Annotated in this window: 23 protein-coding genes; 16 read left to right on the top strand and 7 right to left on the bottom strand. The window is 73.8% G+C overall.

Translation table 11 applies throughout. The annotated features are described in order from the left end of the window. Positions 1 to 172 precede the first annotated feature (172 nt). Positions 173 to 2,002, bottom strand: coding sequence for an acyl-CoA dehydrogenase (locus ACFVVA_RS29920; RefSeq protein WP_387693900.1), 1,830 nt, complete (start codon positions 2,000 to 2,002; stop codon positions 173 to 175). A gap of 213 nt (positions 2,003 to 2,215) precedes the next feature. On the opposite strand from ACFVVA_RS29920, the gene ACFVVA_RS29915 reads away from it, so the two are divergent. Continuing rightward, positions 2,216 to 2,719 (top strand): SseB family protein, encoded by a 504-nt coding sequence (locus ACFVVA_RS29915; protein WP_380635241.1) that lies wholly within the window; start codon positions 2,216 to 2,218, stop codon positions 2,717 to 2,719. Between the two features lie 121 nt (positions 2,720 to 2,840). Beyond that, positions 2,841 to 3,800 carry a pirin family protein gene (locus ACFVVA_RS29910; RefSeq protein ID WP_387693899.1) on the top strand — a complete coding sequence of 320 codons (960 nt, stop codon included), beginning with the start codon at positions 2,841 to 2,843 and terminating at the stop codon, positions 3,798 to 3,800. A 104-nt stretch (positions 3,801 to 3,904) separates the two neighbouring features. On the opposite strand, the gene ACFVVA_RS29905 is transcribed toward ACFVVA_RS29910, so the two are convergent. Beyond that, positions 3,905 to 4,726, bottom strand: coding sequence for an integrase (locus ACFVVA_RS29905; RefSeq protein ID WP_387693898.1), 822 nt, complete (start codon positions 4,724 to 4,726; stop codon positions 3,905 to 3,907). Between the two features lie 203 nt (positions 4,727 to 4,929). On the opposite strand from ACFVVA_RS29905, the gene ACFVVA_RS29900 reads away from it, so the two are divergent. After that, a complete protein-coding gene (locus ACFVVA_RS29900; RefSeq protein ID WP_387693897.1) occupies positions 4,930 to 5,088 on the top strand; it encodes a hypothetical protein in 159 nt (52 codons plus the stop codon). 77 nt (positions 5,089 to 5,165) lie between these two features. On the opposite strand, the gene ACFVVA_RS29895 is transcribed toward ACFVVA_RS29900, so the two are convergent. Further along, positions 5,166 to 5,771, bottom strand: coding sequence for a TIGR03086 family metal-binding protein (locus tag ACFVVA_RS29895; RefSeq protein WP_387693896.1), 606 nt, complete (start codon positions 5,769 to 5,771; stop codon positions 5,166 to 5,168). After that, the gene (locus tag ACFVVA_RS29890) at positions 5,768 to 6,634 is read right to left on the bottom strand and encodes an alpha/beta hydrolase (RefSeq protein ID WP_387693895.1); all 867 of its coding nucleotides are present in this window, start codon (positions 6,632 to 6,634) and stop codon (positions 5,768 to 5,770) included. Before ACFVVA_RS29890 ends, ACFVVA_RS29895 begins: the two co-directional genes overlap by 4 nt. A gap of 153 nt (positions 6,635 to 6,787) precedes the next feature. Between ACFVVA_RS29890 and ACFVVA_RS29885 the strand changes: the two genes are divergently transcribed. Further along, positions 6,788 to 7,429 carry a TetR/AcrR family transcriptional regulator gene (locus ACFVVA_RS29885; RefSeq protein ID WP_387693894.1) on the top strand — a complete coding sequence of 214 codons (642 nt, stop codon included), beginning with the start codon at positions 6,788 to 6,790 and terminating at the stop codon, positions 7,427 to 7,429. Here the strand turns inward: ACFVVA_RS29885 and ACFVVA_RS29880 are convergent. Together ACFVVA_RS29880 and ACFVVA_RS29875 are read right to left on the bottom strand one after the other, a co-directional pair. Next, positions 7,426 to 8,736 carry an amidase gene (locus tag ACFVVA_RS29880; protein ID WP_387693893.1) on the bottom strand — a complete coding sequence of 437 codons (1,311 nt, stop codon included), beginning with the start codon at positions 8,734 to 8,736 and terminating at the stop codon, positions 7,426 to 7,428. The two genes, ACFVVA_RS29885 and ACFVVA_RS29880, sit on opposite strands and share 4 nt — an antisense overlap. Before the next feature lie 20 nt (positions 8,737 to 8,756). Next, positions 8,757 to 8,987, bottom strand: a complete 231-nt coding sequence (locus ACFVVA_RS29875; protein WP_359898022.1) for a hypothetical protein — start codon at positions 8,985 to 8,987, stop codon at positions 8,757 to 8,759. A 183-nt stretch (positions 8,988 to 9,170) separates the two neighbouring features. On the opposite strand from ACFVVA_RS29875, the gene ACFVVA_RS29870 reads away from it, so the two are divergent. Then, positions 9,171 to 10,109: an LAETG motif-containing sortase-dependent surface protein gene (locus tag ACFVVA_RS29870; RefSeq protein WP_387693892.1), complete on the top strand. Its 939-nt coding sequence runs from the start codon at positions 9,171 to 9,173 to the stop codon at positions 10,107 to 10,109. Positions 10,110 to 10,188: 79 nt separating this feature from the next. Here the strand turns inward: ACFVVA_RS29870 and ACFVVA_RS29865 are convergent, their stop codons facing one another. Next, on the bottom strand, positions 10,189 to 10,863 hold the full coding sequence (locus tag ACFVVA_RS29865) for an ATP-binding protein (RefSeq protein WP_387693891.1): 675 nt from the start codon (positions 10,861 to 10,863) through the stop codon (positions 10,189 to 10,191). 230 nt (positions 10,864 to 11,093) lie between these two features. On the opposite strand from ACFVVA_RS29865, the gene ACFVVA_RS29860 reads away from it, so the two are divergent. The 11 genes from ACFVVA_RS29860 (at position 11,094) to ACFVVA_RS29810 (ending at position 23,485) form a co-directional block, all read left to right on the top strand. Continuing rightward, a complete protein-coding gene (locus ACFVVA_RS29860) occupies positions 11,094 to 11,909 on the top strand; it encodes a hypothetical protein (protein WP_387693890.1) in 816 nt (271 codons plus the stop codon). A gap of 184 nt (positions 11,910 to 12,093) precedes the next feature. Then, on the top strand, positions 12,094 to 12,840 hold the full coding sequence (locus tag ACFVVA_RS29855; protein WP_387693889.1) for a YcnI family protein: 747 nt from the start codon (positions 12,094 to 12,096) through the stop codon (positions 12,838 to 12,840). A gap of 77 nt (positions 12,841 to 12,917) precedes the next feature. Beyond that, positions 12,918 to 13,586: an SCO family protein gene (locus ACFVVA_RS29850; RefSeq protein ID WP_359898031.1), complete on the top strand. Its 669-nt coding sequence runs from the start codon at positions 12,918 to 12,920 to the stop codon at positions 13,584 to 13,586. Then, the gene (locus tag ACFVVA_RS29845) at positions 13,583 to 14,098 is read left to right on the top strand and encodes a copper chaperone PCu(A)C (RefSeq protein ID WP_387693888.1); all 516 of its coding nucleotides are present in this window, start codon (positions 13,583 to 13,585) and stop codon (positions 14,096 to 14,098) included. The genes ACFVVA_RS29850 and ACFVVA_RS29845 overlap by 4 nt, the downstream gene beginning before the upstream one ends. Positions 14,099 to 14,111: 13 nt before the next feature. Beyond that, the gene (locus tag ACFVVA_RS29840) at positions 14,112 to 16,160 is read left to right on the top strand and encodes a FixH family protein (protein ID WP_387693887.1); all 2,049 of its coding nucleotides are present in this window, start codon (positions 14,112 to 14,114) and stop codon (positions 16,158 to 16,160) included. Between the two features lie 5 nt (positions 16,161 to 16,165). Continuing rightward, positions 16,166 to 17,482, top strand: coding sequence for an iron uptake transporter deferrochelatase/peroxidase subunit (gene efeB, locus ACFVVA_RS29835; protein WP_387693886.1), 1,317 nt, complete (start codon positions 16,166 to 16,168; stop codon positions 17,480 to 17,482). A gap of 135 nt (positions 17,483 to 17,617) precedes the next feature. Further along, positions 17,618 to 18,553 carry a prephenate dehydratase gene (pheA, locus tag ACFVVA_RS29830; RefSeq protein WP_387693885.1) on the top strand — a complete coding sequence of 312 codons (936 nt, stop codon included), beginning with the start codon at positions 17,618 to 17,620 and terminating at the stop codon, positions 18,551 to 18,553. Positions 18,554 to 19,113: 560 nt separating this feature from the next. Further along, entirely contained in the window at positions 19,114 to 20,388 is a 1,275-nt protein-coding gene (gene serS, locus ACFVVA_RS29825) for a serine--tRNA ligase (protein WP_387693883.1), read from the top strand. Between the two features lie 52 nt (positions 20,389 to 20,440). Beyond that, complete coding sequence (locus tag ACFVVA_RS29820) at positions 20,441 to 21,286, top strand: HAD family hydrolase (protein WP_387693882.1); 846 nt, start codon at positions 20,441 to 20,443, stop codon at positions 21,284 to 21,286. A gap of 171 nt (positions 21,287 to 21,457) precedes the next feature. Next, positions 21,458 to 22,180: a FadR/GntR family transcriptional regulator gene (locus tag ACFVVA_RS29815; protein ID WP_387693881.1), complete on the top strand. Its 723-nt coding sequence runs from the start codon at positions 21,458 to 21,460 to the stop codon at positions 22,178 to 22,180. A gap of 63 nt (positions 22,181 to 22,243) precedes the next feature. Further along, on the top strand, positions 22,244 to 23,485 hold the full coding sequence (locus ACFVVA_RS29810) for a CynX/NimT family MFS transporter (RefSeq protein ID WP_387693880.1): 1,242 nt from the start codon (positions 22,244 to 22,246) through the stop codon (positions 23,483 to 23,485). The last annotated feature ends 139 nt before the right edge of the window (positions 23,486 to 23,624 follow it).

Raw genomic sequence — 23,624 nt, 5'->3', positions numbered from 1 at the left:
CCGCGCGGCCGGTGGTTTCCGTCCTGCGGACCGCGGCCGCGGACACACCGAAGGGCCCGGTGGCAGCCGGGCCCTTCGGTGCGAGGGTGTGTCAGGCGGTTCGATTGCCGGGAGGCTTCCCGCACGGCGCGCCCCGGGAAGGGCGGTGGCGGGTGGCCCCGGGGAGGGTGGCCTAGAAGGCCTCCTCCGCCAGGTCCATGATCTCGTTGTCGATGCCCTCGGCGATCAGTCGCTGCGGGGCGACGGTCGGCAGGACGTTCTTGGCGAAGAAGCGGGCCGCCGCGACCTTGCCCTGGTAGAAGGGGACGTCCTTCTCCGAGGCGCCGGCCTCCAGCTTGGCCAGGGCCACCGCGGCCTGGCGCAGCAGCAGCCAGCCGACCACGACGTCGCCGGAGACCATCAGCAGGCGGGTGGTGTTGAGGCCCACCTTGTACATGTTCTTGACGTCCTGCTCGACCGAGGTCAGGTCGGCGATCAGCTTGCCGACGATGGCCTCCAGGTCGCCCGCGGCCTTGGCGAGCAGCTCGCGCTCGGCGGCCAGGGCGTCGCCGCCCTCGGCGGAGCCGATGAACTTCTGGATCTGCTCGTTCAGCGCGGTGAGCGCCTGGCCGCCGTCCTTGACGATCTTGCGGAAGAAGAAGTCCTGGCCCTGGATCGCCGTGGTGCCCTCGTACAGGGTGTCGATCTTGGCGTCCCGGATGTACTGCTCGATCGGGTACTCCTGGAGGTACCCGGAGCCGCCGAAGGTCTGGAGCGACTGGGCGAGCTGCTCGTAGGACTTCTCCGAGCCGTAGCCCTTGACGATCGGCAGCAGCAGGTCGTTGAGGCGCTCGGCGGCCTCGTCGCGCTCGCCGCGCAGCTTGGCGGCCATCATGTCGTCCTGGGTGGACGCGGTGAACAGGACCAGCGCGCGCATGCCCTCGGCGTAGGCCTTCTGGGTCAGCAGCGAGCGGCGCACGTCCGGGTGGTGGGTGATGGTGACGCGCGGGGCGGTCTTGTCCAGGAACTGCGATATGTCGGCGCCCTGCACGCGCTCCTTGGCGTACTCCAGGGCGTTCAGGTAGCCGGTGGAGAGGGTGGCGATGGCCTTCGTGCCGACCATCATGCGGGCGAACTCGATGATCTTGAACATCTGGCGGATGCCGTCGACCTTCTCGCCGAGCAGCCAGCCCTTGGCCGGGTGCTTGGCACCGAAGGTCATCTCGCAGGTGTTCGAGGCCTTGAGGCCCATCTTGTGCTCGACGTTGGTGGCGTAGACGCCGTTGCGCTCGCCCAGCTCGCCGGTCTCCCAGTCGAAGTCGAACTTGGGGACGATGAACAGGCCCAGGCCCTTGGTGCCCGGCTTGCCGCCCTCGGGGCGGGCCAGCACCATGTGGATGATGTTCTCGGACATGTCGTGCTCGCCCGAGGTGATGAAGCGCTTCACGCCCTCGATGTGCCAGGAGCCGTCCTCCTGCTGGATCGCCTTGGTGCGGCCGGCGCCCACGTCGGAGCCCGCGTCGGGCTCGGTGAGGACCATGGTGGAGCCCCACAGGCGGTCGGTCATCCGCTTGGCGACCTCGAGCTGCTCCTCGGTGCCCTCCTCGGCGATGACGCCGGCGAAGGCCGGGCCGGAGGAGTACATCCAGATGGCCGGGTTGGAGCCCAGGATCTGCTCGGCGAAGGCCCAGACCAGCGAGTTCGGGGTGACCTGGCCACCGATCGACTCCGGGATGCCCAGACGCCACCACTCGGCGTCCATGAAGGTCTGGTAGCTCTTCTTGAAGGTGGCCGGGACCGGCGCGGTGTTGGTCTCCGGGTCGAACACCGGCGGGTTGCGGTCGGCGTCGGCGAAGGACGCCGCGAGGTCGTTCTCGGCGAGGCGTGCGATCTCGCTGAGGATGTTCTTCGCGGTCTCGACGTCCATGTCCGCGAACGGTCCGGTGCCGTACACCTGCTCGCGGCCGAACACCTCGAAGAGGTTGAACTCCACGTCCCGCAGGTTGGACTTGTAGTGACCCATGGCCGTTATCTCCGGTTCGTCGCTTCCGGGAGACCGCCGCGTTCCGGCGTCCCGTACCCACCAGTAGGCATCATGATGCTACCCAGCGGTAACTTGGGCAAGCCCCCGCCGGTGAATCCGCTATGAACGTGGTCACGTCCCACAGTCGGGGCGGCCACTCCTTGTCAGGATCGATGCCAGCACAAGAGGGTGCGCTCCCGCTAGCCTGTCCGTGTGTACGGATATGACCAGAACACATACCCGGGCGACCCCTACCAGCAGCAGGCGGGACCGCAGCAGGGCATGAACGGCATGCCCGGACCCGACGCCTACGGCGGGCAGTCGCAGCCCCCCCAGCAGTCCCTGTACCCCGAACCCTCGCCGCCCTCACTCGCGGACGCCGTGCGGGCCTTCACCACCGGCTCGATGGCGGTCGAGGACTTCCAGGCGATCTTCATCACCTCGAAGGTGCACTGCCCCCGCGGCGACCGCCCCGGCTTCCTGGCGCTGCACAACACCCCGACGCCGGTGATCCCGATGTTCAGCTCGCTGAAGGAGCTGCGCCGCTACGCGGGCAAGGAGTCCAAGCACTTCACCGTGACCGGCGCCGAGGTCCTGGACCTGCTGCCGACCGGCTACGGCTTCGCGCTGGACATGGAGGGCGAGCACCGGATGGTGTTCGACGCCAAGGCCGTCGAGCAGATGGTCGACTTCACGATGCGCCGGATGTACGGCTGACCCATCCTGGAAGAGGAGCCCCGCTCCTCCGTCACTACATAGTTCAATTTTCAACTTGCTTGTTGTTGAGGATTGAACTAACCTCGTGCACGTAGGCCAGACACCCCCGAAGGAGGCCGACATGCCCGCCGTGACCGTCGACAACCCGCTGACCCTCCCGCGCGTCACCACGCCGGACCCCGCCGTCACGAGCGCACGGCCGGTCCTCACCGTGGCGACCGCCCCCGAAGGCTTCGAAGGCGAGGGCTTCCCCGTCCGCCGCGCCTTCGCCAAGATCAACCAGAAGTACCTCGACCCGTTCATCATGATGGACCAGATGGGCGAGGTGGATTATGCGGCCGGCGAGCCGAAGGGAACCCCCTGGCACCCGCACCGCGGCTTCGAGACCGTCACGTACATCATTGACGGAACGTTCATCCACCGGGACTCGCACGGCGGTGGCGGCACCATCACCGACGGCGACACCCAGTGGATGACGGCCGGCTCCGGCCTCCTGCACATCGAGAGCCCGCCGGAGTCGCTGGTGAAGTCCGGCGGCCTCTTCCACGGCCTCCAGCTGTGGGTCAACCTGCCCGCCTCGGACAAGATGATCACCCCGAAGTACCAGGACATCCGCGGCGGCAACGTCAAGCTGCTCAGCACCGAGGACGGCGGCGCGCTCCTGCGGGTCATCGCCGGTGAGCTGGACGGCCACCAGGGCCCGGGCACCACCTTCACCCCGATCACCATGATCCACGCCTCGATCAGCCCCGGCGCCCAGATCACCCTGCCCTGGCGCGCCGACTTCAACGCCCTCGCCTACGGCCTCGCCGGCAACGGCTCGGCCGGCACCGAGCACCGCCCCTTCCACCGGGGCCAGGCCGTCGTCTTCGGCGACGGCGACTCCATCACCCTGCGCGCCGACGAGAAGCAGGACTCCCGCGACAACAACTTTGAGGTCGTCCTCCTCGGCGGCCTCCCGATCCGCGAACCCGTCGCCCACTACGGCCCGTTCGTCATGAACAGCCACCGCGAACTCCAGCAGGCCATGGAGGACTTCCAGGCCGGCCGGCTCGGCACCATCCCCGCCGACGGCCACTGAGGGCCCCGGAGCCGCAACGGCGGAACGGTCGCAGGTGTCGCCTGCGGCTGTTCCGCCGTTCTGTCGTTCCGCCGTTCTGCCGGCTGTTGCGCCGCCCGGCTCCGCTACAGCAGCGCGTAGAGGGCCGAGGCGTCGTCGTGCGTCTTGCCGCGCGGCCAGCGCTCGCAGCCGGCGTCCGCCCGCTCGACCTCGCGGACCTGGGCGATCAGCTCACCCGGCCCCGACTCGGCGAGCAGCCGCAGCACGTCGCCCCAACTGCCCAGCCCGAAGCGCTCGGTGTAGCGCGAGGCACCGTCGGTGAGGGCCGCCAGCGCGTGCAGCCGGTCCAGCCGGACGAAGCCGGTCTCGGCGTGCTCGGCCGCCCGGGGACTCGCGGCGGCGATCCACGGGCCGGCGCCCCGGTTGCGGGCGGCGCGTACGGCCATCGCGTACTCCAGGTGCAGCGCGGCCCGCTCGGCCGAGCCGGGGACGGTCTCCCAGACCTGGCGGCGCAGCTCCTCCCCGCCGGGGAAGCGCTGGTTGTCCCCGATCACCTTCGGCGGACCGTCCTTCAACTCCAGCACCAGCAGGGAGTCGCCGAGCACCAGGTACTCCAGCGCCTCGCCGTGCCGCCGGGCCGCGACGACCATCGCGGCGGGGGTGTTGGGGTGGGCGAGGTCGCAGCGCCCGCCGTGCAGCGCGGCCGTCTCCACGATGGCGTCGGCCAGGCACTCGGCGATCGAACGGTCCGCCCGGTCGGTGAGCCGGGCGAGCAGGTGCACGCCCAGCCGGCGCACGTACCAGGCCGTCCCGTGCCGGCACCCGGACTCCAGACCGGCCGGCGAGCTCGCGCCGTCCAGCAGGACCAGCGCCTCCGGCGAGGCCGCCACGAAGTCCTCGCTCTCGCGGTCGGGCCGCCGTGCTTCCCCTGCGAGCTGTAGCTGCATCCCGACAGTGTGGCCGCCGCGCGTGGCCCGCGCCCAGACCCGTGCGCCGGTGTGGCGCGGGCCGGGGCGCGACGCCCGGTGGCAGCCGGGGTGATTCGGCCATACCGTCGGAAAGTGACCGGACGATTCGGCCAATCGGAGCGGGCCGGGTTTGGGATCACCTTCGGGTGTCCGGGCCGCCCGCGACTGACGAGGAGCGGAAGATGTTCTGGGAGTTCATCGTGTTGGTGGCCGCCTCGCTCGGCTTCCCGACCGCCGCCCTGCTCTTCCTGATCGGCGGGCCGCGCTTCCCCGACGAGCAGCGCGGCCCCGACACCCGGGGCGCCGGGGCCCGGGGCACCGGCGCCACCCGGGCGTCCTAGGGTTTCCGGGATCCCCTGCGTCCCGGAGGCCCTGAGCCCGTAAGGCCCTGCAGACCCGCGCCCCGAGCCCCGAGCCGCTACGGCTTCCAGGCCGGGTCGCGGCCGAGCAGCGCCAGGGCGCGGGCGAACCGCCCGTCGCCGCCGGGTTCGAGCCCAGGGCCGAAGGCCCGGCCGGGCGCCCGGTGCTCCTCGGTGTTCGGGACGGCCTCGGTCACCGTCAGCAGCGCGGCGGCCAGCGCGTCGTCGCCGTCCACCGCCGCGACCAGACCGTCCGCGGTGCCGAGCACGGCGGCGACGTCCCAGCCGTGCACCAGGGTGTCCAGCAGGTGGAAGCCCACCGCCTGGGTGAACGGGAACGGGTCGGCGTCGCGGATCTCGGGCAGCCAGAGCGGCCGGCCCTCGGCGGCGGCCGCCCGGAAGGCCTCGACGAGGTCGGTGCCGGTACGGCGGAACGCGCCCGCCGGGTCGGCGCCGAGCGGGGCGTCCGCGAACAGTGCCAGGTCGGGCCCGGCGCCGCGGGCGGCCGCGGCGAAGCCCTGGTGCTGGCCGACGCAGTGCTCCAGCAGCTTGCGCAGCGTCCAACCGGCGCAGGGGGTGGGCAGGTCGAGTTGGTCCGGCCGTAGGCCGTCCACCACCTGGACGGCCAACTCCATGGCTTGTGCGTGCAGTTCGACGATCTTCATGCGACAGCGACCTCCCGGCCGGCAGAGATGAATCCGATCACCTGATCAACGACTGTCGGCTCCGCGATGATCCTGCGGTGGCCGAGCCCCTGAGTGACCACCAGGTCCAGCCGCTCCCCGTACGCCCTTCGCAGCCGCTGCGCCTCGCTCGGCGGGACGATGCCGTCGCCCTCGTCGTGCACCACCAGCACCGGCCCGGCGACCGACTCGACCCGGCGCGCCGCGTCGTAGCGTTCCCAGCCCCCGGCGTCCCCGCCGAACAGCTCCCGCTCGATCCGCTCCCGCAGTGCCCGCTCGACCTCGGCGTTCAGCCCGAGCCCGGCACAGAACGCGGCCGGGAAGAAACCGACCCGGGACACCCCGGAGACGGCCGCCAGCCGCCCGGCCCGCAGGCCGTCGGCCAGCGCCCCGAAGGCCGCGCAGACGCCGAGCGAGTGCGCCACCACCGCCTCGAACGGCCCGTACCGCTCCTGGAGTTGCAGCGCGAGCTCGCGGTACTCCAGCACGCTGGTGGTCCGGCCGCCGGAGTCGCCGTGGCCCGGCGCGTCGAAGGCGACGGCGCTCAGCCCGAGCGCCCGCAGCCGGGGCACGTACGGGGCGAACCGGGAGGCCCGGGAGCGCCAGCCGTGCAGCAGCAGGACCGGCCGCTCGCCGCTCCCCCAGCGGTAGCCGACCACCGGTTTGCCGCCCACGGCGAGCCGCTCGGTGACCGCCCGCCCGTGCACCTCCCGTTCCGAGTCGCGCACCCGGCTGCGCCGCACCGGGTGCATGAACAGTTCGAAGGCGGCCCGCCCGGCCAGGCCGGGAGCGATCCGGGCCGTGGGGTTGAGGGTCGTACGGATCAGTGCCTGAACCGGGTCCATCGGATCTCCCTGCTCTCCGCGCTCCTTGTCACGCCTCGCTCGCGCCGAGATATTAGCACGACCGTTCGTGCAGTTTTCAGGAGCTTTCCGAGGCCCCCGAGGTCCACGCACTACCCTGGGCGGCACGCACGACGAGCAGAACAGGGGCGGACGATGGCCGGACCGACCACCGACGGACGGGTCCTGCGCGGCGAGGAGACCCGCCGGGCGGTGCTGCGCCGCGCCGTCTCCGTCGCCTCCGTCGAGGGCCTGGACGCGCTCTCCATCGGCCGCCTCGCCACCGACCTCGGACTCAGCAAGAGCGGCGTCTTCGCCGGCTTCGGCTCCAAGGAGGAACTGCAGCTCGCCACCGTCCGGGCCGCCCGCCGGATCTTCGCCGACGCCGTCGTCGCCCCGGTCGCCGACGTCCCGCCCGGCCTCGCCCGGGCCCGCGCCCTCTGCGAGAGCTGGCTCGCCTACTCCCGCGCCCGGGTCTTCCCCGGCGGCTGCTTCTTCTACGAGGTCACCGCCGAGTTCGACGCCCGCCCCGGCCCCGTCCGGGACGCCCTGGCCGGCTGCGCCCGGGAGTGGTCCGACACCGTCGTCGAGGCCCTCGACGCCGCCCGGGCCACCGGTGGCCTGCGCCCCGACACCGACCTCGGGGACCTCGCCTTCGCCCTGATCGCGGTCCTGGAGACGGCCAACTCCCAGGCCGTGCTGCACGACGAGGACGCCCCGTACGAGCGGGCCGGCCGCCTGCTGCTGCGCCTGCTGCGCGCCGAGGCCACCGACCCGGCCGACCCGGCGCTCGCCTAACGCCCCGCCAACACCCCTTCGATGAAGGCAGCCTGGGCCAGCAGCCGTTCGTCGCCGCCCGCCGCACCGACCACCTGGAGCCCCAGCGGCAGCCCCTCCGCGGTCCGCCCGGCCGGCAGGCTCAGCGCGGGCCGCCCGAGAAAGCTCCACGGCAGGGACATCACCGCGTCCCCGGTGCTGTGCAGGCCCTCCGGCGCCCCGCCGGTCGCCGAGGGCGCCAGCCACAGGTCCACCCCGGCCGCCGCACCCGCCGCGGCCACCCGTTCGACCAGCCGCTCCCGGAACCGCAGGGCGGCCTCCCGGTCCTCGGCCGCGACGGCCCGGCCGGCCCGGATGCCCGCCACCGTCTCCGGCCGGTAGAGCCCGCCGAAGCGGGCGAACCAGTCGGCGTGGCTGCGGGCCAGCTCGAAGCGGTTGACCGTCTGCAGCCGCCGGGTGATCCCGGCGAAGTCGGGGAACAGCTCGACCCGGCGCACCGTGAACCCGGCCCGCGCCAACCGCGCCAGCTGTTCCTCGAAGGCCTGCAGCGCGGCCGGTTCGGCGTGCTCCAGGTACGTGCCGTCCGGCACCCCGAGCACGGGTCCGGGCGCCTCGCCGCGCTCCGGCCGCCAGTCGTCGCAGAGCAGCGGGGCCACCAGGGCGGCGCCCGCCAGATCGGCGGTGAAGGTCCCCAGGGTGTCGAAGCTCGGCGCGTTCGGAATCACCCCCGCGATCGGGATCCGCCCGTACGTCGGCCGGAAGCCCACCACCCCGCAGTACGCGGCCGGGCGGATCACCGAGCCGACCGTCTGGGTGCCGATCGCCAGCGGCACCAGCCCGGCCGCGACCGCCGCCGCCGAACCGCTGCTGGAGCCGCCCGGGGTGTGCCCCGGACGGTGCGGATTGCGGGTCGGACCCGGGGCGCTCGCGGCGAACTCGGCGGTCACCGTCTTGCCCGCGACCAGCGCACCCGCCGCCCGCAGCCGGTCCACCACCACGGCCTGCGGCCCGGCCAGCACCCCGGGCGGCAGCGCCGAACCGCCGTGCGTGGGCAGCCCGTCCACGCGCACGATGTCCTTGACGCCCACCGCCACCCCGTACAGCGGCGGCCGCCCGTCCGGCTCCGGGTACCTCGCGGCCAGCTCCCGCGCCTGCGCCCGCAGCCGCTCGTACCGGCCGGGCTCCGGCACGAACGCGTGGATCAGCGGGTCCACCCGCTCGACCAGCGCGCACAACCGGTCGACGTACTCGGACAGTTCCGGCACACCGGCGCGCAGCCCGGCGGCCTCGTCGGTCAACGGCCGCGGCCGGACGAGGGGTTCCTCCATGCCGAGCACGGTAGCGCCGTTTACGGGTGCTCGGCCGCCAGGTACGGCGCCTCGCGCAGGAAGTACGCCCCGCAGGTGTGGCAGCACAGCTCCGGGGTCTTCCCCCAGTCCACCGCCGACCGCACCCGCGCCTGCGGATCGAGCTCGCGGCCGCACATCGCCACGCTCTCCTCACCCCGGACCACGTGCCACAGCCGCACCCCGCCGGCCTCGCCGCCGGCGCCGTACTCGGCTCGCATCTGGTGCATCATGCCCCCCATCGTCCGACCGCCGCGCGCGCCCGGCAACCGGAGGACGGCAGAGCGTCCCCTGGTCGAAATCCGGCCACAGCAGCACGGTAGGGTGCGCGGTCGCGACCAGTGCCAACGGCTCGGCCATGGCCTCAATTCGCCTGATTTCAGCCAAATTTCATCCAAAAATGGGGGACCTTCACCATGCGCAACTCCCGACTCCTGGCCGCGTCCACGCTGGTGGCACTCTCGCTCGGCGCCACCGTCTGCGCCACCACCGCCGGTGCCGTGGGCATCACCGCCTCTCCGAGCGCCGGTGCCACGGCCACTCCGTCGGCCTCCGCCCCGCCGAGCACCGGCGCCACCACCCCCGGCACCCCGGCCCCGACGGCCACCGCCAGGCCGACGAACCTGCCGACCCGGCCGGTGCCGGCGCCGACCGGCGACAACCGCTGCCACGGCGGCGTCTACCAGAGCAACCTGCTCAAGGTCACCGGCACCGGCCTGTACGGCACCACCCTGGTCAAGGGCGGCCAAGCCGCCGAGATGACCATGACCTGGGAGAACAAGAGCGGCGTCGACCTCCCCGTCGTCCACAACTCCCTCTACGTGACCGATGAGTTCGGGGACCGTCCGGTCCAGTGGAGCACCGAGTTCTTCGACGTCCAGCTGGACACCGGGTCCGGCTGGAAGCCCGCCAAGCTCGACGACCGGGCCCTGCTGGCGCCCGAGTTCAAGCTGGCCAAGGGCGAGAAGATCACCTACAAGGTCCGGATCGCCGCCACCGCCAAGGCCCCGGTCGGTCACTACGGCGCCAACTACGAAGCCGGCTCGGACGCCTTCGACAACGACAAGGTCCCGACTCCGGCCAACAACAAGCCGCAGGCGTGCACCCAGTTCCTCGACGACTACCTGGGCGAGTTCAACGTGGGCGAGGCCGGTGCCACGACGGCCACCACCGCCCCGGCCACCACCGCTCCGGGCGCCACCGCCTCCCCCTCGCCCTCCGGCGGCCCGCACCTGGCCGAGACCGGCTCCAGCTCCAACACCCTGCCGATCGCCCTCGGCGGCGCGGCCGTCCTGGCCGTCGGCGCCGGCACCCTGGTCGCCCTGCGCCGCCGCAAGCCGGCCACCCGGAGCTGACCCCGCCCCGGTCGACCCCGAGGGGCGCGGGCCCACAGCCCGCGCCCCTCGTCGTCTCCGGCCGCCAGCCCCACGTGCCCTACGACGCCGCGCGCAGCAGCGCCCCGTCCTGCCACTTGAGGATCTTGTCGAAGCTGACGATCGCCCCGCGCAGCGGGTGGTTGCGCAGCTGGACGTGGTCGGTGAGCGCGTGGATGAGGAAGAGGCCGCGGCCGGATTCGGCGGTGAGGTCGGGGAGGGTGTCCAGGTCGACCGGGCGCAGCGTCGGGGCGCTGGGGCGGCAGGGCAGGACGTGGGTGTCGTACGGGTGGCCGTCGCGGCGGGGCCGGTGGGCGGCAAGGACGCGGGCCGGGACGGTGGCGCGGCCGCGGCGGGTGCGGCGGGGCGCCCGGCCGGCCACCGCCGGACGGGCGGGTGCCGGGGCGGCCGGGCGGCGGACGGCGGCGGGAGCGGCGGCCCCGGCGGGAGCGGCGGCCCCGGCGGGAGCGGGGGCGGGCAGGCCGGGCCCGGAGTCGGTGACCTCGATCCGCAGCCGGTCGCCGCAGATCGAGGCGGTGACCTGGAAGCCGTCGTCGGGCCGCCCGGTGGCGCCGTGCTCGACGGCGTTGGCGCAGGCCTCGGTGAGGGCGACGCCGAGGTCGTCCGCGATCTGCGGGTCGACGCCCGCGGTCGCCATCGCACCGAGCAGGATGCGCCGGGCCAGCGGGACGCTGGCCGGGTCGCGCTTGAGGTGCAGAGTCCACCAGATGTCCACGGGAGGTCCCTCCTGGCTGCGGCTCCACATACAACTAGGTATCTCCGGGCGATTCGCGGGTGAACCGTGCCCGGGGGCCGCTACCGCCCGTTCGGCGGATGGACCGGGGGACGGGGTCTGTGCCGGGCGACGCGTACGCCCCCTCGCACGCCGCCGCCGAAAGGGGCATTCGTAGGGATTTCCCACCCTGCCCGTGTCGGCGGCGTACGCAATGAGAGGATGGCCCGGCCATGACTGCCCTCGCCGCCGCCCCGCTCCCGGGCGCCCCCGGACCGGCTCAGCCGGTGGGGTCCGCCGCCTGGGACCTGCGGCTTGCCCGGGCGGTCCCGTTCGCGCTGGTCTGCACCCTGATAGCGGCCGCCGGGCACGCCCTGGCGGGGGGCGGGAACGTGCCGCCGACCGCGTTGGCGCTGGGTTTCGCCGCGGTGCTGGCGTTCGCGGCGGTCTGCGGCGGGCGGGAGCGTTCGCTGGCGGGCATCGCCGGGGCGCTGGGTGCCGGGCAGCTCGCGCTGCACTGTCTCTTCCACGGCTTCAACGGCTCCATGCCGGGCATGCACCACGGCGGCCCCGGTCCGCTGACCGTGCCGCAGGTGGCCGGTCGGCTGATCTGCAACGAGGCGCGCCCCGGCACGCTGCTCGGCCTGTCCGGCGGCCCGTCCGCGGAGCAGCTGGTCTCCTCCGCCGGCCTGGATCCGCACGCGTTCGCCGCCGCGCCCTGGTGGCAGGCCGGTGTCCTCGGCATGACGCCGTCGATGCTGGCCGGGCACCTGGGCGCCGCGCTGGTCGCGGGCTGGTGGCTGCGGCGCGGCGAGGCGGCGCTGTGGCGGCTGCTGCGGGTGGCCGCCACGGCGGCCCGGGAGCACTGGGCGGCGCCGTTGCGCACGGCGTTCGCGCTGGTGGCCGCGCTGCTGCGCGGTCTGTTCGGCGTGGCGGGCCCGGCCCGCCGGTTCGGTGCCCGGGGCGGGGAGAGCCTGTTCCCGACGGGTGCGGTGCTGCGGCACAGCGTGGTGCGGCGCGGTCCGCCGTGCGGGGCTCTCGCGTACTGACCGGCGTCTCCCGGCGGCCCTGCGGCCGCGTCGGGTGCCGGTGTGCGCACCGTCCGGCCGTTCCCCCGACCACCGGGGCGGCCCGAGGCTCTGCCCCCACCTCCCCACGCGCGGCCCCCGCGGTACGGATCGTGTCCGTCGCCCGGTACCGGCTGCCGCCGAGCTCCGATCGGAGACCCGCATCATGCGTTCCCTTCCCACCCGTCGTCTCGCCGCCGTCGCCCTCACCGCCGCCGCCTCCGTGGTGGCGCTGGCCGGCCCCGCCTTCGCGCACGTCACCGTGAACCCGGGCGCGGCCGCCCAGGGCGGCTACACGGCCGTCGACTTCCGGGTGCCGAACGAGAGCGACACCGCGGGCACGGTGAAGCTGGAGGTCAACCTCCCGCTGGACCACCCGCTGGCCTCGGTCCGGACCCTGCCGCTGCCGGGCTGGACCGCCGCGGTCGAGAAGGCCAAGCTCGACAAGCCGATCAAGGTGCACGGCAACGACGTCACCGAGGCCGTCTCCAAGATCACCTGGACCGCCGACGCCGGCACCAAGATCGCCCCCGGCCAGTTCCAGGAGTTCCGGGTCTCGCTCGGCCCGCTGCCGACCGACACCGACAGCCTGGTCTTCAAGACCCTCCAGACCTACGACAACGGCGACATCGCCCGCTGGATCGACGAGTCCAAGGACGGCCAGCCCGAGCCGGCCAAGCCCGCCCCCGTCCTGAAGCTCACCAAGGCCGCCGAGGGCGACGGCCACGGCGTCACCGCGTCCCCGGCCGCGGGCGCCCACGGGGACAGCTCCGACCACGCCGCCGCCGGCGACGCCAAGTCCAGCGACTCCACCGCCCGCACCCTGGGCGTGGTCGGCATCGTGGTCGGTGTGATCGGCACCGCCGTCGGCGTGCTCGGCCTGCGCCGCAAGAACGGCGGCTCCGCCTCCTGACCCCCGCGCCGGCGGCGCCGCACCCGCAGGACGGGTGCGGCCCCGCCGGCGGCCCACCGCGCACGATCGGAACTCGCATGCCCCGCACCACCCGCACCACCCGCCTGGCCGGCGCGGCCGCCCTGGCGCTGGCCGCCGCCCTGACCCTGTCCGCCTGCGGCTCCTCCGGCGGCGACTCCACCGTCGCCAAGGTCACCCGGCAGAAGGAGGACACCCCGTACCAGGGCACCAAGCTCGCCAAGAACTTCGAGAAGCCGGACCTCCAGCTGACCGACACCTCCGGCCGGCCCTTCGACCTGCGGCAGCAGACCAACGGCAAGGCCACCCTGCTGTTCTTCGGCTACACCAGCTGCCCGGACGTCTGCCCGACCACCATGGGCGACATCGGCGTCGCGATGAAGGCGCTGCCCGAGGCGGACCGGCAGAAGGTCAACGTCGTCTTCGTCTCCACCGACCCGCAGCGCGACACCCCCCAGGTGCTGCGCACCTGGCTGGACTCGATGGGCAGCGACTTCATAGGCCTCACCGGGGACCTGGCCAAGGTGAAGACCGCGGCCAAGTCGCTCGGCATCATGATCGAGGACCCGGTGGTCAACGGGGACGGCACGGTCACCTCCACCCACGGCGCGCAGGTGCTGGCCTTCCTCCCCTCGGACGACAAGGCGCACGTGCTCTACATGAGCGGCACCGAGGAGAAGACCTACGAGCACGACCTGCCGCTGCTCGCCAAGGGGGTCGCGGCGTGACCTCGGTGCAGACCGGAACCGGCCGCTTCCGCCGCACCGCCCTGCTCGGTGCCGTCGTCGCGACGGCCCTGGGCGGCGGCGCCATCCTGGCCGCCTGCGGGACGGGCGGCGGCACGGGCGGGCAGGACGGTGCCGCCGGCGGCCCGGCCAGGCTCAGCGTCGCCGACTCCTACATCCCGCTGCCCCCGGCCGGCGGCATGGCGGCCGGCTACCTGACCGTCCGCAACGACGGCGGGGAGGACGAGCTGCTCAAGGTGACCAGCCCGACCGCCGGGTCGGTCACCATGCACCGCTCGACCGCGTCGACCATGGAGCAGGTGGACAGTCTCGACGTCCCCGCGCACGGCACCCTGCAGCTCGCCCGGGGCGGCAACCACCTCATGATCATGGGATGGCAGAAGGCACCGGCCCTCGGCGACGAGCTGGAGCTCGACCTCACCTTCGCCAAGTCCGGCACCATCTCCGTCAAGGTTCCGGTCAAGGAGCTCACCTACCGGCCCAGCCAGAGTTAAGGGGACCGCCACCATGCAGTCGGCCGGCCTGGAGAAGGCCACCCACCGCCGGACCGCCGGGGTGCTCGGAGTGCTCGGCGCGCTGCTCGCGCTGATGCTCGCGGGCGCCGCCCCGGCCTCCGCGCACGCCACCCTGGATTCCACCGACCCGCGGCAGAACTCGGTCGTCGCGACCGCCCCGCAGGCGGTGACGCTGACCTTCAGCGAGTCCGTCTCGCTCTCCGGCGACTCCGTCCGGGTGCTCGACCCGGCCGGCCAGGCCGTGGACACCGGCAACCCGGCGCACGCCGACGGCAAGGGCAACACCGCCCGGGTCGGGCTGCGCGGCGGGCTCGCCAACGGCACGTACACGGTGGCCTGGCGGGCGGTCTCGGACGACTCGCACCCGGTCGGCGGGGCGTTCACCTTCTCCATCGGCGCGCCCTCGGACACCTCGGTGTCGGCGACGGCGCTGCAGGGCGCGGACGCCGACGGCCTGGTCGCCTTCCTGTACGGCACCGGGCGCACCGTCGCGTACACCGCGTTCGCGCTGCTGGTCGGCGTCGCCGCCTTCGTCCTGATCTGCTGGCCGGCCGGCACCGCCCGGCGCCGGGTGCAGCGGCTGCTGATGACCGGCTGGACGGCGCTGCTGGTCTCCACCGTCGCCGTGCTGATGCTGCGCGGCCCGTACGAGCGCGGCTCGGGGGTCGGGCAGGCCTTCGACCTGTCGCTGATGCGCGCCACGCTGGACGAGCGGATCGGCACCGCGCTGGCCGCCCGGCTGCTGCTGCTCGCGGCGGGCGGGGTGTTCCTGTCGCTGCTGGTCGGGCAGCTGGGGCAGCCGCCGCGGCCGGTCGTCCCGAAGCCGCGGGACGAGGACGGCTCCGAGGGCTCCGAGGACGCCGGCGGCTCCGCCGGTCTCGCGGCGTCCGAGGAGGATGCCGAGGCCGCCGAGCTGCGCGAGCTGGAGCGGCGGGCCGCCGAACGGCCGCAGCGCGAGGTCCGGCTCGGGCTCGGCGTGGCCGGGCTGGTGCTGGCGGTCGCCCTCGCGGCGACCTGGGTCGGCGCCGACCACGCCTCGGTGGGCATCCAGGTCTGGCTGGCGCTGCCGCTCGGCATCCTGCACCTGCTCGCCATGGCGCTCTGGCTGGGCGGGCTGGCCGCGCTGCTGGTCGCGCTGCGCGAGGGCGTCGGCGCCGAGGTGGTGGACCGCTTCTCCAGGATCGCCTTCGGCTCGGTGGCCGTGCTGGCCGTCACCGGGATCTACCAGTCCTGGCGGGGCCTGGGCAGCTGGGGCGCGCTGACCGGCACCGAGTACGGGCGGCTGCTGCTGGTGAAGAGCGGCTGCGTGGTCGCGATGCTCGGCGTCGCCTGGATCTCCCGCTCCTGGCTGGCCCGGCTGCGCTCGGCCCCGGCCGAGTCGGTGGAGGTCGCACCGGCCGAACTGCCGGAACCGGTCGCCGTGGCGACGCACAGCGAGGACCCGGTCCGGCAGGCGCAGCTGGAGCGCCAGCGGGCCGCCCTGCGGAGCGCCGGACGCGACCGGGGGCTGACCCCGACCCGGGCCGGGCTGCGCCGCTCGGTGCTGGTCGAGGCGCTGGTCGCGGTGGCGGTGCTGGTGGTCACCACGATGCTCACCAACTCCCCGCCCGGACGGGTCGCGGGCGAGCTCAAGGCCGGGGCGGCCGCCGCTCCGGCGGCCGGCGGGGCCCCGGTGGCGCCGCAGACCGAGCCGGGCCGCACCGTCGAGCTCAAGCTCCCGTACGACACCAAGGGCCGGACGCCGAACGCCAAGGGCACCGCGACCGTCACCCTCAACCCCGCCCGGACCGGGCCGAACGAGGTGACGCTCGCGCTCGCGGGCGCGGACGGGCAGCCGGTGGACGTCCCCGAGGTGGAGCTCGCCTTCACCCTGCCGGACCGCGACCTCGGCCCGCTGCCGGTCGCGCTCACCCCGGAGGGCACCGGCCACTGGATCGGCACCGCGCAGCTCCCGCTGGCGGGCAACTGGGTGGTGTCGGTGCAGATCCGCTCCTCCGACATCGACCAGACCACGCCGACCCAGCAGTTCAGGATCGGGTGAGCGGGATGACGGACACATCCACGGAGCACGTTGCGGCGCAGTCCGGCCCGGCGGACCACGGGTCGGGTCCGGCGGGGCCCGCGGGCTTCACCCGGCGGGCGCTGCTCGGCACCGCCGGGGCCGGTCTGCTGGCCGGCGCCGGTGCGGGCGTCGCCGGGGCCGTCGCCCTGGACGGGCGGCCGGGCGGGACGGCGGACGCGGCGGGCCCGTCCGGCGGGACGCTCGGCTCCGCGCGGGTGCCGTTCCGCGGCGAGCACCAGGCCGGGATCACCGACCCGGCGCAGGCCAGGGTCCAGCTCGCCGCCTTCGACCTGGCCGTGGGCGTCGGCCGGGACGGGCTGCGCACCCTGCTGCAGCGCTGGACGAAGGCGGCCGAGCGGCTGACCGCGGGCGAGCCCGCCGAGGAGTTCGACGGCCAGGTCGCGCTGGACGCCGGGCCCTGCTCGCTCACCGTCACGGTCGGCTTCGGCGCCGCCCTGTTCGACAAGGCCGGGCTGGCCGACCGCCGCCCGCCCGGGCTCGAACCGCTGCCCGCCTTCCCCGGCGACGCGCTCGACCCGGCCCGCGGCGACGGCGACCTGTTCGTCCAGATCGGCGCGGACGACGCCCTGGTCGCCGTGCACGCCCTGCGGGTGCTGCAGCGGCTCGCGGCCGGGACGGCGGCGCTGCGCTGGCAGTCGGCCGGCTTCGCCCGCACCCCCGGCGCCGCCGCGCGGCCGGTGACCGGGCGCAATCTGATGGGCCAGGTCGACGGCACCAACAACCCCCGGCCGGACGAGGAGGGCTTCGCCGCCACGGTGTTCTGCGCCGGCGGCGACCAGCCGGGCTGGCTGGCCGGCGGCTCGTTCCTGGTGTTCCGGCGGATCCGGATGCTGCTGGACCACTGGGAGGCGCTTCCGGTGGACCGGCAGGAGCGGGTGATCGGTCGGCGCAAGTCGGACGGCGCCCCGCTCGGCGCACCCGCCGGGGCCGGCGAGCGGTCCCCGGTCGACCTCGCCGCGCAGGGCCCGGACGGCACCCTGGCGATCCCCGCCGACGCGCACATCCGGGTCGCCGCCCCGGCGGCCAACGGCGGGGCGGCGATGCTGCGCCGCGGCTTCTCGTACCACGACGGGCTGCTGCCGGACGGCTCCCCGGACGCCGGGCTGCTCTTCCTCGCCTTCCAGGCCGACCCGCGCAAGGGCTTCACCCCGGTGCAGCGCAAGCTCTCCCGGGGCGACGGCCTCTCCCGCTTCCTGCGGCACGAGGCCAGTGGCCTGTACGCGCTGCCACCGGGCCCGCCGCCCGGAGGCTACCTCGGACAGCAGTTGTTGGAGGGGTAGTTCCCCCGGATTCACCGGGACGCACCGCCGCGGTTCCGGTCGGTGGAACGCTTTCCTGCCGGGGCCGCGGAGTCGTTAGGGTGACTGCTTCGGCACACTCCGCCCGCGCAGCACCGAGATTCCCACGGAGGCATCATGTCGGCCACCCGCTACACCTACCTCGGACCGGCTGGCACGTTCACCGAGGCGGCCCTGCACACCCTGCCCGAGGCGGCGACCCGGGAGCTGGTGCCGCTGTCCTCGGTGGCGCTGGCACTGGACGCGGTGCGCGGCGGGGAGGCGTCCGGGGCGTTCGTCCCGATCGAGAACTCGGTGGAGGGCGCGGTCACCGCGACCAACGACGAACTCGCCTCCGGCGCACCGCTGATGATCTACCGTGAGGTGCTGCTGCCGATCACCTTCGCGCTGCTGGTGCGACCGGGCACCGAGCTGTCCGGGATCAAGACGGTGACCAGCCACCCGGTGGCCCAGCCGCAGGTTCGACGCTGGCTGGCGGCCAACCTGCCGGACGCGAAGTGGGAGTCGGCCGCCTCCAACGCGGACGGCGCCCGGCTGGTCTCCGAGGGCCGCTACGACGGCGCGTTCGCCGGGGAGTTCGCGGCGCCGATCTACGGGCTGGAGCCGCTGGTCAAGGAGATCGCGGACGCCAAGAGCGCGGCCACCCGGTTCGTGCTGGTCGGCCGTCCGGGCCGGGTCTCCTCGCCGACCGGCGCGGACAAGACCTCGATGGTGGTCTGGCTGCCGGACGACCACCCGGGCGCGCTGCTGGAGCTGCTCCAGGAGTTCGCGGTGCGCGGGGTCAACCTGATGCGGATCGAGTCCCGCCCGACCGGCGAGGGCATGGGCAGCTACTGCTTCCTGATCGACTGCGAGGGCCACCTGTCCGAGCGCCGGGTCGGCGAGGCGATGATGGGGCTCAAGCGGATCTGCCCGCAGGTGCGGTACCTGGGCTCCTATCCGCGCGCCGACCGGCAGGAGTCCACCCACCGGCGGCCGGGGACCTCGGACGAGGACTTCTCCTCGGCGGCGGACTGGCTCTCCCGCGCCCTCGACGGCCGCGGGAACATCTGAGACCCGCGGGGCATCCGCGACCTCCGCGGCTTCCGCGGCCGTCCGGACACCCTGATTGCATCTTTTGTCTTTCCGACCTTTTCCGACTGTTTTGGATCGGGTCGACCGGGCGGGGCGGACGGCCCCGTCCGTCGTCCACAGGGGGCCCGGGGCCGGGGGCCGCTGTCCACAGGGCTCCCCGCTGTCCACAGCCCCGAGTTATCCACAGGTCGGGGGAGAGTCGACAAACCGGTATAGCCATTGCCCAGAACTGGTCGGACCATCGGTTTGCGTCGCAGAGATGACCAATCGGACCAGAGTCACCCGGTTGCCAGCAAATCACCCGTCCGAGTGCTTCAATTCCCTCACTCGGGAAGGTTGATTGAGGTTTGAAACCTCAATTCCCTGGTTCGTTCACGCGGAAGGCAATCCTCCCCTTGGATCCACAGGCCAGGGGCCGGGCCTGTGGATAACTCGGCGGCGGAGCGTTCCCCACAGAAGTTATCCACAGGATCGGGCGAGTTATCCCCAGGGGAAATGCCGTACTGGTGGAGGAACGGTCGCCCGGTACGCTTGGGCCTGTGATTGACCTTCGCCTGCTCCGTGAGGACCCTGACCGAGTGCGCGCCTCGCAGCGCGTCCGTGGCGAGGACGTCGACCTGGTCGACGCCCTCCTCTCCGCCGACGAGCGGCGCCGGTCCTCGGGCAGCCGCTTCGACGAACTGCGCAACGAGCAGCGGGTGCTCGGCAAGCAGGTCGCCCAGGCCAAGGGCGACGAGAAGACCGCCCTGCTGCAGCGCACCAAGGACCTGGCCGCCGAGGTCAAGGCCGCCGACGCCGAACAGGGCGCGGCCAAGGAGGAGGCCGACCGCCTGCTCCGCTCGCTGGCGAACCTCATCGACCCGGCCGCCCCGGTCGGCGGCGAGGAGGACTTCGTCACCCTCGAGGAGATCGGCACCCCGCGCGACTTCGCCGCCGAGGGCTTCGAGCCCCGCGACCACGTCGAGCTCGGCCAGATCCTCGGCGCGATCGACACCGAGCGCGGCGCCAAGGTCGCCGGTGCCCGCTCCTACTACCTGACCGGCCCCGGCGCGCTGCTGGAGCTCGCCCTGGTCAACATGGCGATCGCCCAGGCCACCGCGGCCGGCTTCACCCCGATGATCACCCCGGCCCTGGTCCGCCCGGCCGCCATGGACGGCACCGGCTTCCTCGGCCAGGCCGCCGAGAACGTGTACCACCTCGCCGAGGACGACCGGTACCTGGTCGGCACCAGCGAGGTCCCGCTCGCCGCGTACCACATGGACGAGATCCTCGACGCCGACAAGCTGCCGCTGCGCTACGCCGGCTACTCGTCCTGCTTCCGCCGCGAGGCCGGCACCTACGGCAAGGACACCCGCGGCATCATCCGCGTCCACCAGTTCGAGAAGGTGGAGATGTTCGTCTTCACCACCCCCGAGGACGCGGAGAACGAGCACCGCCGCCTGCTCCAGTGGGAGAAGGACTTCCTCAACGCGCTGGAGCTGCCGTACCGGGTGATCGACGTCGCCTCCGGCGACCTCGGCGCCTCGGCCGCGCGCAAGTTCGACATCGAGGCGTGGATCCCCACCCAGGGCAAGTACCGCGAGGTCACCTCGACCTCCAACACCACCGAGTACCAGGCCCGCCGGCTGGCGATCCGGATGCGCGAGGAGGGCAAGACCCGCCCGCTCGCCACCCTGAACGGCACCCTGGTCGCCGTCCCGCGCACCATCGTGGCGATCCTGGAGAACCACCAGCAGGCCGACGGCTCGGTCGTCCTGCCCGAGGCGCTGCGGCCGTACCTCGGCGGGCGGACCGTCCTCGAACCGGTCAAGTAGCCCGGCCAGCACCACCCAGCACCACCCGCAACTCCCGGGAGACGTAAGGCCCATGAGCACCATCAGCCCCAGCCTCGCCTCCCCCGGCGGTGGCGGCCTGCCCTACCGGCTGGTCGCCACCGACCTCGACGGGACCCTGCTCACCAGCGGGGAGACCGTCTCCGAGCGCACCCGCGCCGCCCTGGCCGCGGCCACCGGCGCGGGCGCGCTGCACATCATCGTCACCGGGCGCTCGGCGGTCTGGGCCCGCCCGGTCTTCGACGAGATCGGCTACACCGGGATAGCGGTCTGCGGACAGGGCGCCCAGGTGTACGACGCCGGCGCGCACAAGCTGCTCACCTCGCTCACCCTGGACCGGCGGCTCGCCGCGCTCGCGATCGAGAAGATCGAGACCGAGACCGGCCCGCTGGCCATCGCCGCCAACCAGGACGGCCTCGACGGCCAGGTGCTGGCCGGCCCCGGCTACGAGCTGCTGATCGGCTCCGACCTGCCGGTCGTCCGGGTCGATCGCGGCGGGCTGTTCGACGCCCCGCTCAGCAAGCTCTACATCCAGCACCATGCCCTCACCGACGACGCCCTCGCCGACGCCGCCCGGCGCGCGGCCGGCGACCTGGTCGGCGTGGTGATGGCCGGCGCCGGCGTCGTCGAGCTGCTCCCGCTCGGCCTGTCCAAGGCCACCGGCCTGGCCGTCGCCGCCCGCCGCCTGGGCGTCCGCGCCGCCGACACCATCGCCTTCGGCGACATGCCCAACGACGTCCCGATGTTCGGCTGGGCCGCCCACGGCGTCGCCATGGCCAACGCCCACGAGGAACTCCTCGCCGTCGCGGACGCCGTCACCGCCAGCAACGACGAGGACGGCGTCGCCGCGGTCCTGGAGCGCCTCTACCCGCAGCGCTGACGCCTCCGGCGGGGAGGCCCGGCCGCCCCGCCGACGGGCGCGGGAACCGTATCCGGGGGTACATCCAGGGTTCATGGGCTGGTCAGGGGTGGGTTGTAGGATGACCGGGCAAGCGGTTGTAGGATGACCGACGACCGGTGATGACGTGTGCGGTGGAAAGGGAGGTCCGGCATGAGCGGCGGTTTGCAGGCGGCCGGGCGACGCTCCCTGGTGGACACCGCGATCGAGCAGTTGCGGGCGCAGCTGGCGGGTGGGGCGTGGCCGGTGGGCTCGCGGATTCCCACCGAGCACGAGCTGGCCGAACAGCTGGCCGTCGGCCGGAACACCGTGCGGGAGGCCATCCGGGTGCTGGTGCACGCCGGGATGCTGGTCTCCCGGCAGGGCGAGGGGACGTTCGTCCGTTCCACCAGCGACCCGGCGTCCGTGCTGCGCGGCGTCCAGCGCTCGGGCATCCGGGACGTCCTGGAGGTCCGCGCGGCGCTGGAGACCGAGGGCGCCCGGCTGGCCGCGCTGCGGCACACCCCCGAGGACGTCCGGCGGATGCGCGCCGCGCTGGCCCGTGAGGCCGAGGTGTTCGCGGCGCACCCCGAGCGGGCGAGCCGCGAGGCCACCGTCGAGCACGACCTGGAGTTCCACACCGCCGTCGTCGAGGCCGCGCACAACCCCGCGCTGGCCGAGGTGTACCGCTACTTCGGCGCCTCCGTACGCGAGGCGATGACCTCCGCCTTCGGCGACCACGACATGCCCGAGGCGGTCGTCGCGACCCACGAGGCGCTGGTCGACGCGATCGAGAGCGGTGACCCGGACCGGGCCGAGGCGGCGTGTCGTGCGCTGCTCGCCGGCCCGACTGCGGCCGTCGAGCAGCTGCTCGCGGCCATCGCGGCGCGGAAGTAGGACGGCGCGAGCCTCCCTTCCGCCGTCCGCATCCACGCACCTTCACGAAAGAACAGCACATCCATGGCCGTCACCCGTGCCCAGCAGCCGGTTGTCACCACGTCCGTCCCGCTCCCCCTCCGCGCCCGGGCGGCCCATCCGCTCCTGCTGCTGACCGGCATCCTGCTGGTCGCGCTGAACATGCGCGCCTGCCTGGCGGCGGTCTCCCCGATGGTCGGCGAGATCCAGCGGACCTTCGGCCTGTCCGCCACCGCGAGCGGGCTGATCACCACCGTCCCGGTGCTCTTCCAGGGCGTCGGCGCCCCGCTCACGCCGCGGCTGACCCGCCGCTTCGGCGCCGAGCGGGTGGTGCTCGGCGCGGTGCTGGTGCTCGGCGCGGGCGTGCTGCTGCGGGTGCTGCCCTCGGTGGCGGCCCTGTACGCGGGCTGCGTGGTGATCGGCGTGGCCATCGCGGTGCTGAACGTGTCGATGCCGGGCCTGGTGAAGCGCGAGTTCCCGGACCGCGCGGCCACCATGACCGGCGTCTATTCGACCACCATGCTGGTCGGCGCCACCCTCGCGGCCGGCACCTCCGTCCCGCTGGAGCACGCGCTGGGCGGCGGCTGGCGGGCCTCGCTGGGCGCCTGGTCGCTGCTCGCGCTGATCGCGGCGGTGGCCTGGCTGCCGCAGGTGCTGCGCTCGCGTCAGGAGCGGCAGGGGGCGGTGGCCGCGGCCGCCGCGCCGGCCAAGCCGATCGAGGGCATCTGGAAGTCCCCGCTGGCCTGGCAGATCAGCCTCTTCATGGGCATCTCGTCGCTGCTGGTGTACACCCTGGTCGCCTGGATGCCGACCATCCTGGCCGACCACGGCATGGACCGCGGCCAGGCCGGTCTGGTCTTCGCCTTCTCCAACCTGGTGCAGGTGGCGGGCGCCTTCCTGGTGCCGCTGATGGCCGGCCGGATGACCAGCCAGCGCGGGCTGGCGCTGACCATGGTGGCCCTGAACGGGCTGGGCATCGCGATGCTGCTGGTCGCGCCGGTCTCCGCCGCGTGGGTGTCGGCGACCATCCTGGGCGTGGCCCAGGGCGGTTCGCTGGGCCTGGGCCTGGCGTTCATCGTGCTGCGCACCCGCACCGCGGCCGGTGCCGCCCAGCTGGGCGGGATGTCGCAGGCGATCGGCTATCTGGTCGCGGCGGCGGGCCCGGTCGGCGCGGGTGCGCTGCGCCAGCTGACCGGCGGCTGGGAGACCCCGCTGGTGCTGATGCTGGTGCTGGTCCTGGTGGTCGGCGCGGCCGGCTGGGGCGCGGGCCGCAACCGCACCCTCTGAGCCGCTCGCCGGCGAGAACGCGGCAGTGGGCCCCGGACACCCTCAGGTGTGGCGGGGCCCCGGCCGGGCCCGGGCCCCCTGCCGACCCGGGCCCCAGCCCGAACCGCGCCCCGGCCCGCCCCGGGCCCCCCCCCCCCCC

The sequence above is a fragment of the Kitasatospora sp. NPDC058048 genome, from assembly GCF_042885555.1.
Taxonomy (GTDB): Bacteria; Actinomycetota; Actinomycetes; order Streptomycetales; family Streptomycetaceae; genus Kitasatospora; species Kitasatospora lactacystinica.
The sequence above is the reverse complement of the archived record's forward strand: the minus strand, read 5'-3'. Positions and strand labels throughout refer to the sequence as shown.

Excerpts from the sequence above, each read along its gene's own strand:
- ACFVVA_RS29920 (WP_387693900.1), bottom strand. The coding sequence starts at position 2,002 with ATGGGTCACTACAAGTCCAACCTGCGGGACGTGGAGTTCAACCTCTTC.
- ACFVVA_RS29910 (WP_387693899.1), top strand. The coding sequence starts at position 2,841 with ATGCCCGCCGTGACCGTCGACAACCCGCTGACCCTCCCGCGCGTCACC.
- ACFVVA_RS29905 (WP_387693898.1), bottom strand. The coding sequence starts at position 4,726 with ATGCAGCTACAGCTCGCAGGGGAAGCACGGCGGCCCGACCGCGAGAGC.
- ACFVVA_RS29900 (WP_387693897.1), top strand. The coding sequence starts at position 4,930 with ATGTTCTGGGAGTTCATCGTGTTGGTGGCCGCCTCGCTCGGCTTCCCG.
- ACFVVA_RS29895 (WP_387693896.1), bottom strand. The coding sequence starts at position 5,771 with ATGAAGATCGTCGAACTGCACGCACAAGCCATGGAGTTGGCCGTCCAG.
- ACFVVA_RS29890 (WP_387693895.1), bottom strand. The coding sequence starts at position 6,634 with ATGGACCCGGTTCAGGCACTGATCCGTACGACCCTCAACCCCACGGCC.
- ACFVVA_RS29885 (WP_387693894.1), top strand. The coding sequence starts at position 6,788 with ATGGCCGGACCGACCACCGACGGACGGGTCCTGCGCGGCGAGGAGACC.
- ACFVVA_RS29880 (WP_387693893.1), bottom strand. The coding sequence starts at position 8,736 with ATGGAGGAACCCCTCGTCCGGCCGCGGCCGTTGACCGACGAGGCCGCC.
- ACFVVA_RS29875 (WP_359898022.1), bottom strand. The coding sequence starts at position 8,987 with ATGATGCACCAGATGCGAGCCGAGTACGGCGCCGGCGGCGAGGCCGGC.
- ACFVVA_RS29870 (WP_387693892.1), top strand. The coding sequence starts at position 9,171 with ATGCGCAACTCCCGACTCCTGGCCGCGTCCACGCTGGTGGCACTCTCG.
- ACFVVA_RS29860 (WP_387693890.1), top strand. The coding sequence starts at position 11,094 with ATGACTGCCCTCGCCGCCGCCCCGCTCCCGGGCGCCCCCGGACCGGCT.
- ACFVVA_RS29855 (WP_387693889.1), top strand. The coding sequence starts at position 12,094 with ATGCGTTCCCTTCCCACCCGTCGTCTCGCCGCCGTCGCCCTCACCGCC.
- ACFVVA_RS29850 (WP_359898031.1), top strand. The coding sequence starts at position 12,918 with ATGCCCCGCACCACCCGCACCACCCGCCTGGCCGGCGCGGCCGCCCTG.
- ACFVVA_RS29840 (WP_387693887.1), top strand. The coding sequence starts at position 14,112 with ATGCAGTCGGCCGGCCTGGAGAAGGCCACCCACCGCCGGACCGCCGGG.
- efeB (WP_387693886.1), top strand. The coding sequence starts at position 16,166 with ATGACGGACACATCCACGGAGCACGTTGCGGCGCAGTCCGGCCCGGCG.
- pheA (WP_387693885.1), top strand. The coding sequence starts at position 17,618 with ATGTCGGCCACCCGCTACACCTACCTCGGACCGGCTGGCACGTTCACC.
- ACFVVA_RS29820 (WP_387693882.1), top strand. The coding sequence starts at position 20,441 with ATGAGCACCATCAGCCCCAGCCTCGCCTCCCCCGGCGGTGGCGGCCTG.
- ACFVVA_RS29815 (WP_387693881.1), top strand. The coding sequence starts at position 21,458 with ATGAGCGGCGGTTTGCAGGCGGCCGGGCGACGCTCCCTGGTGGACACC.
- ACFVVA_RS29810 (WP_387693880.1), top strand. The coding sequence starts at position 22,244 with ATGGCCGTCACCCGTGCCCAGCAGCCGGTTGTCACCACGTCCGTCCCG.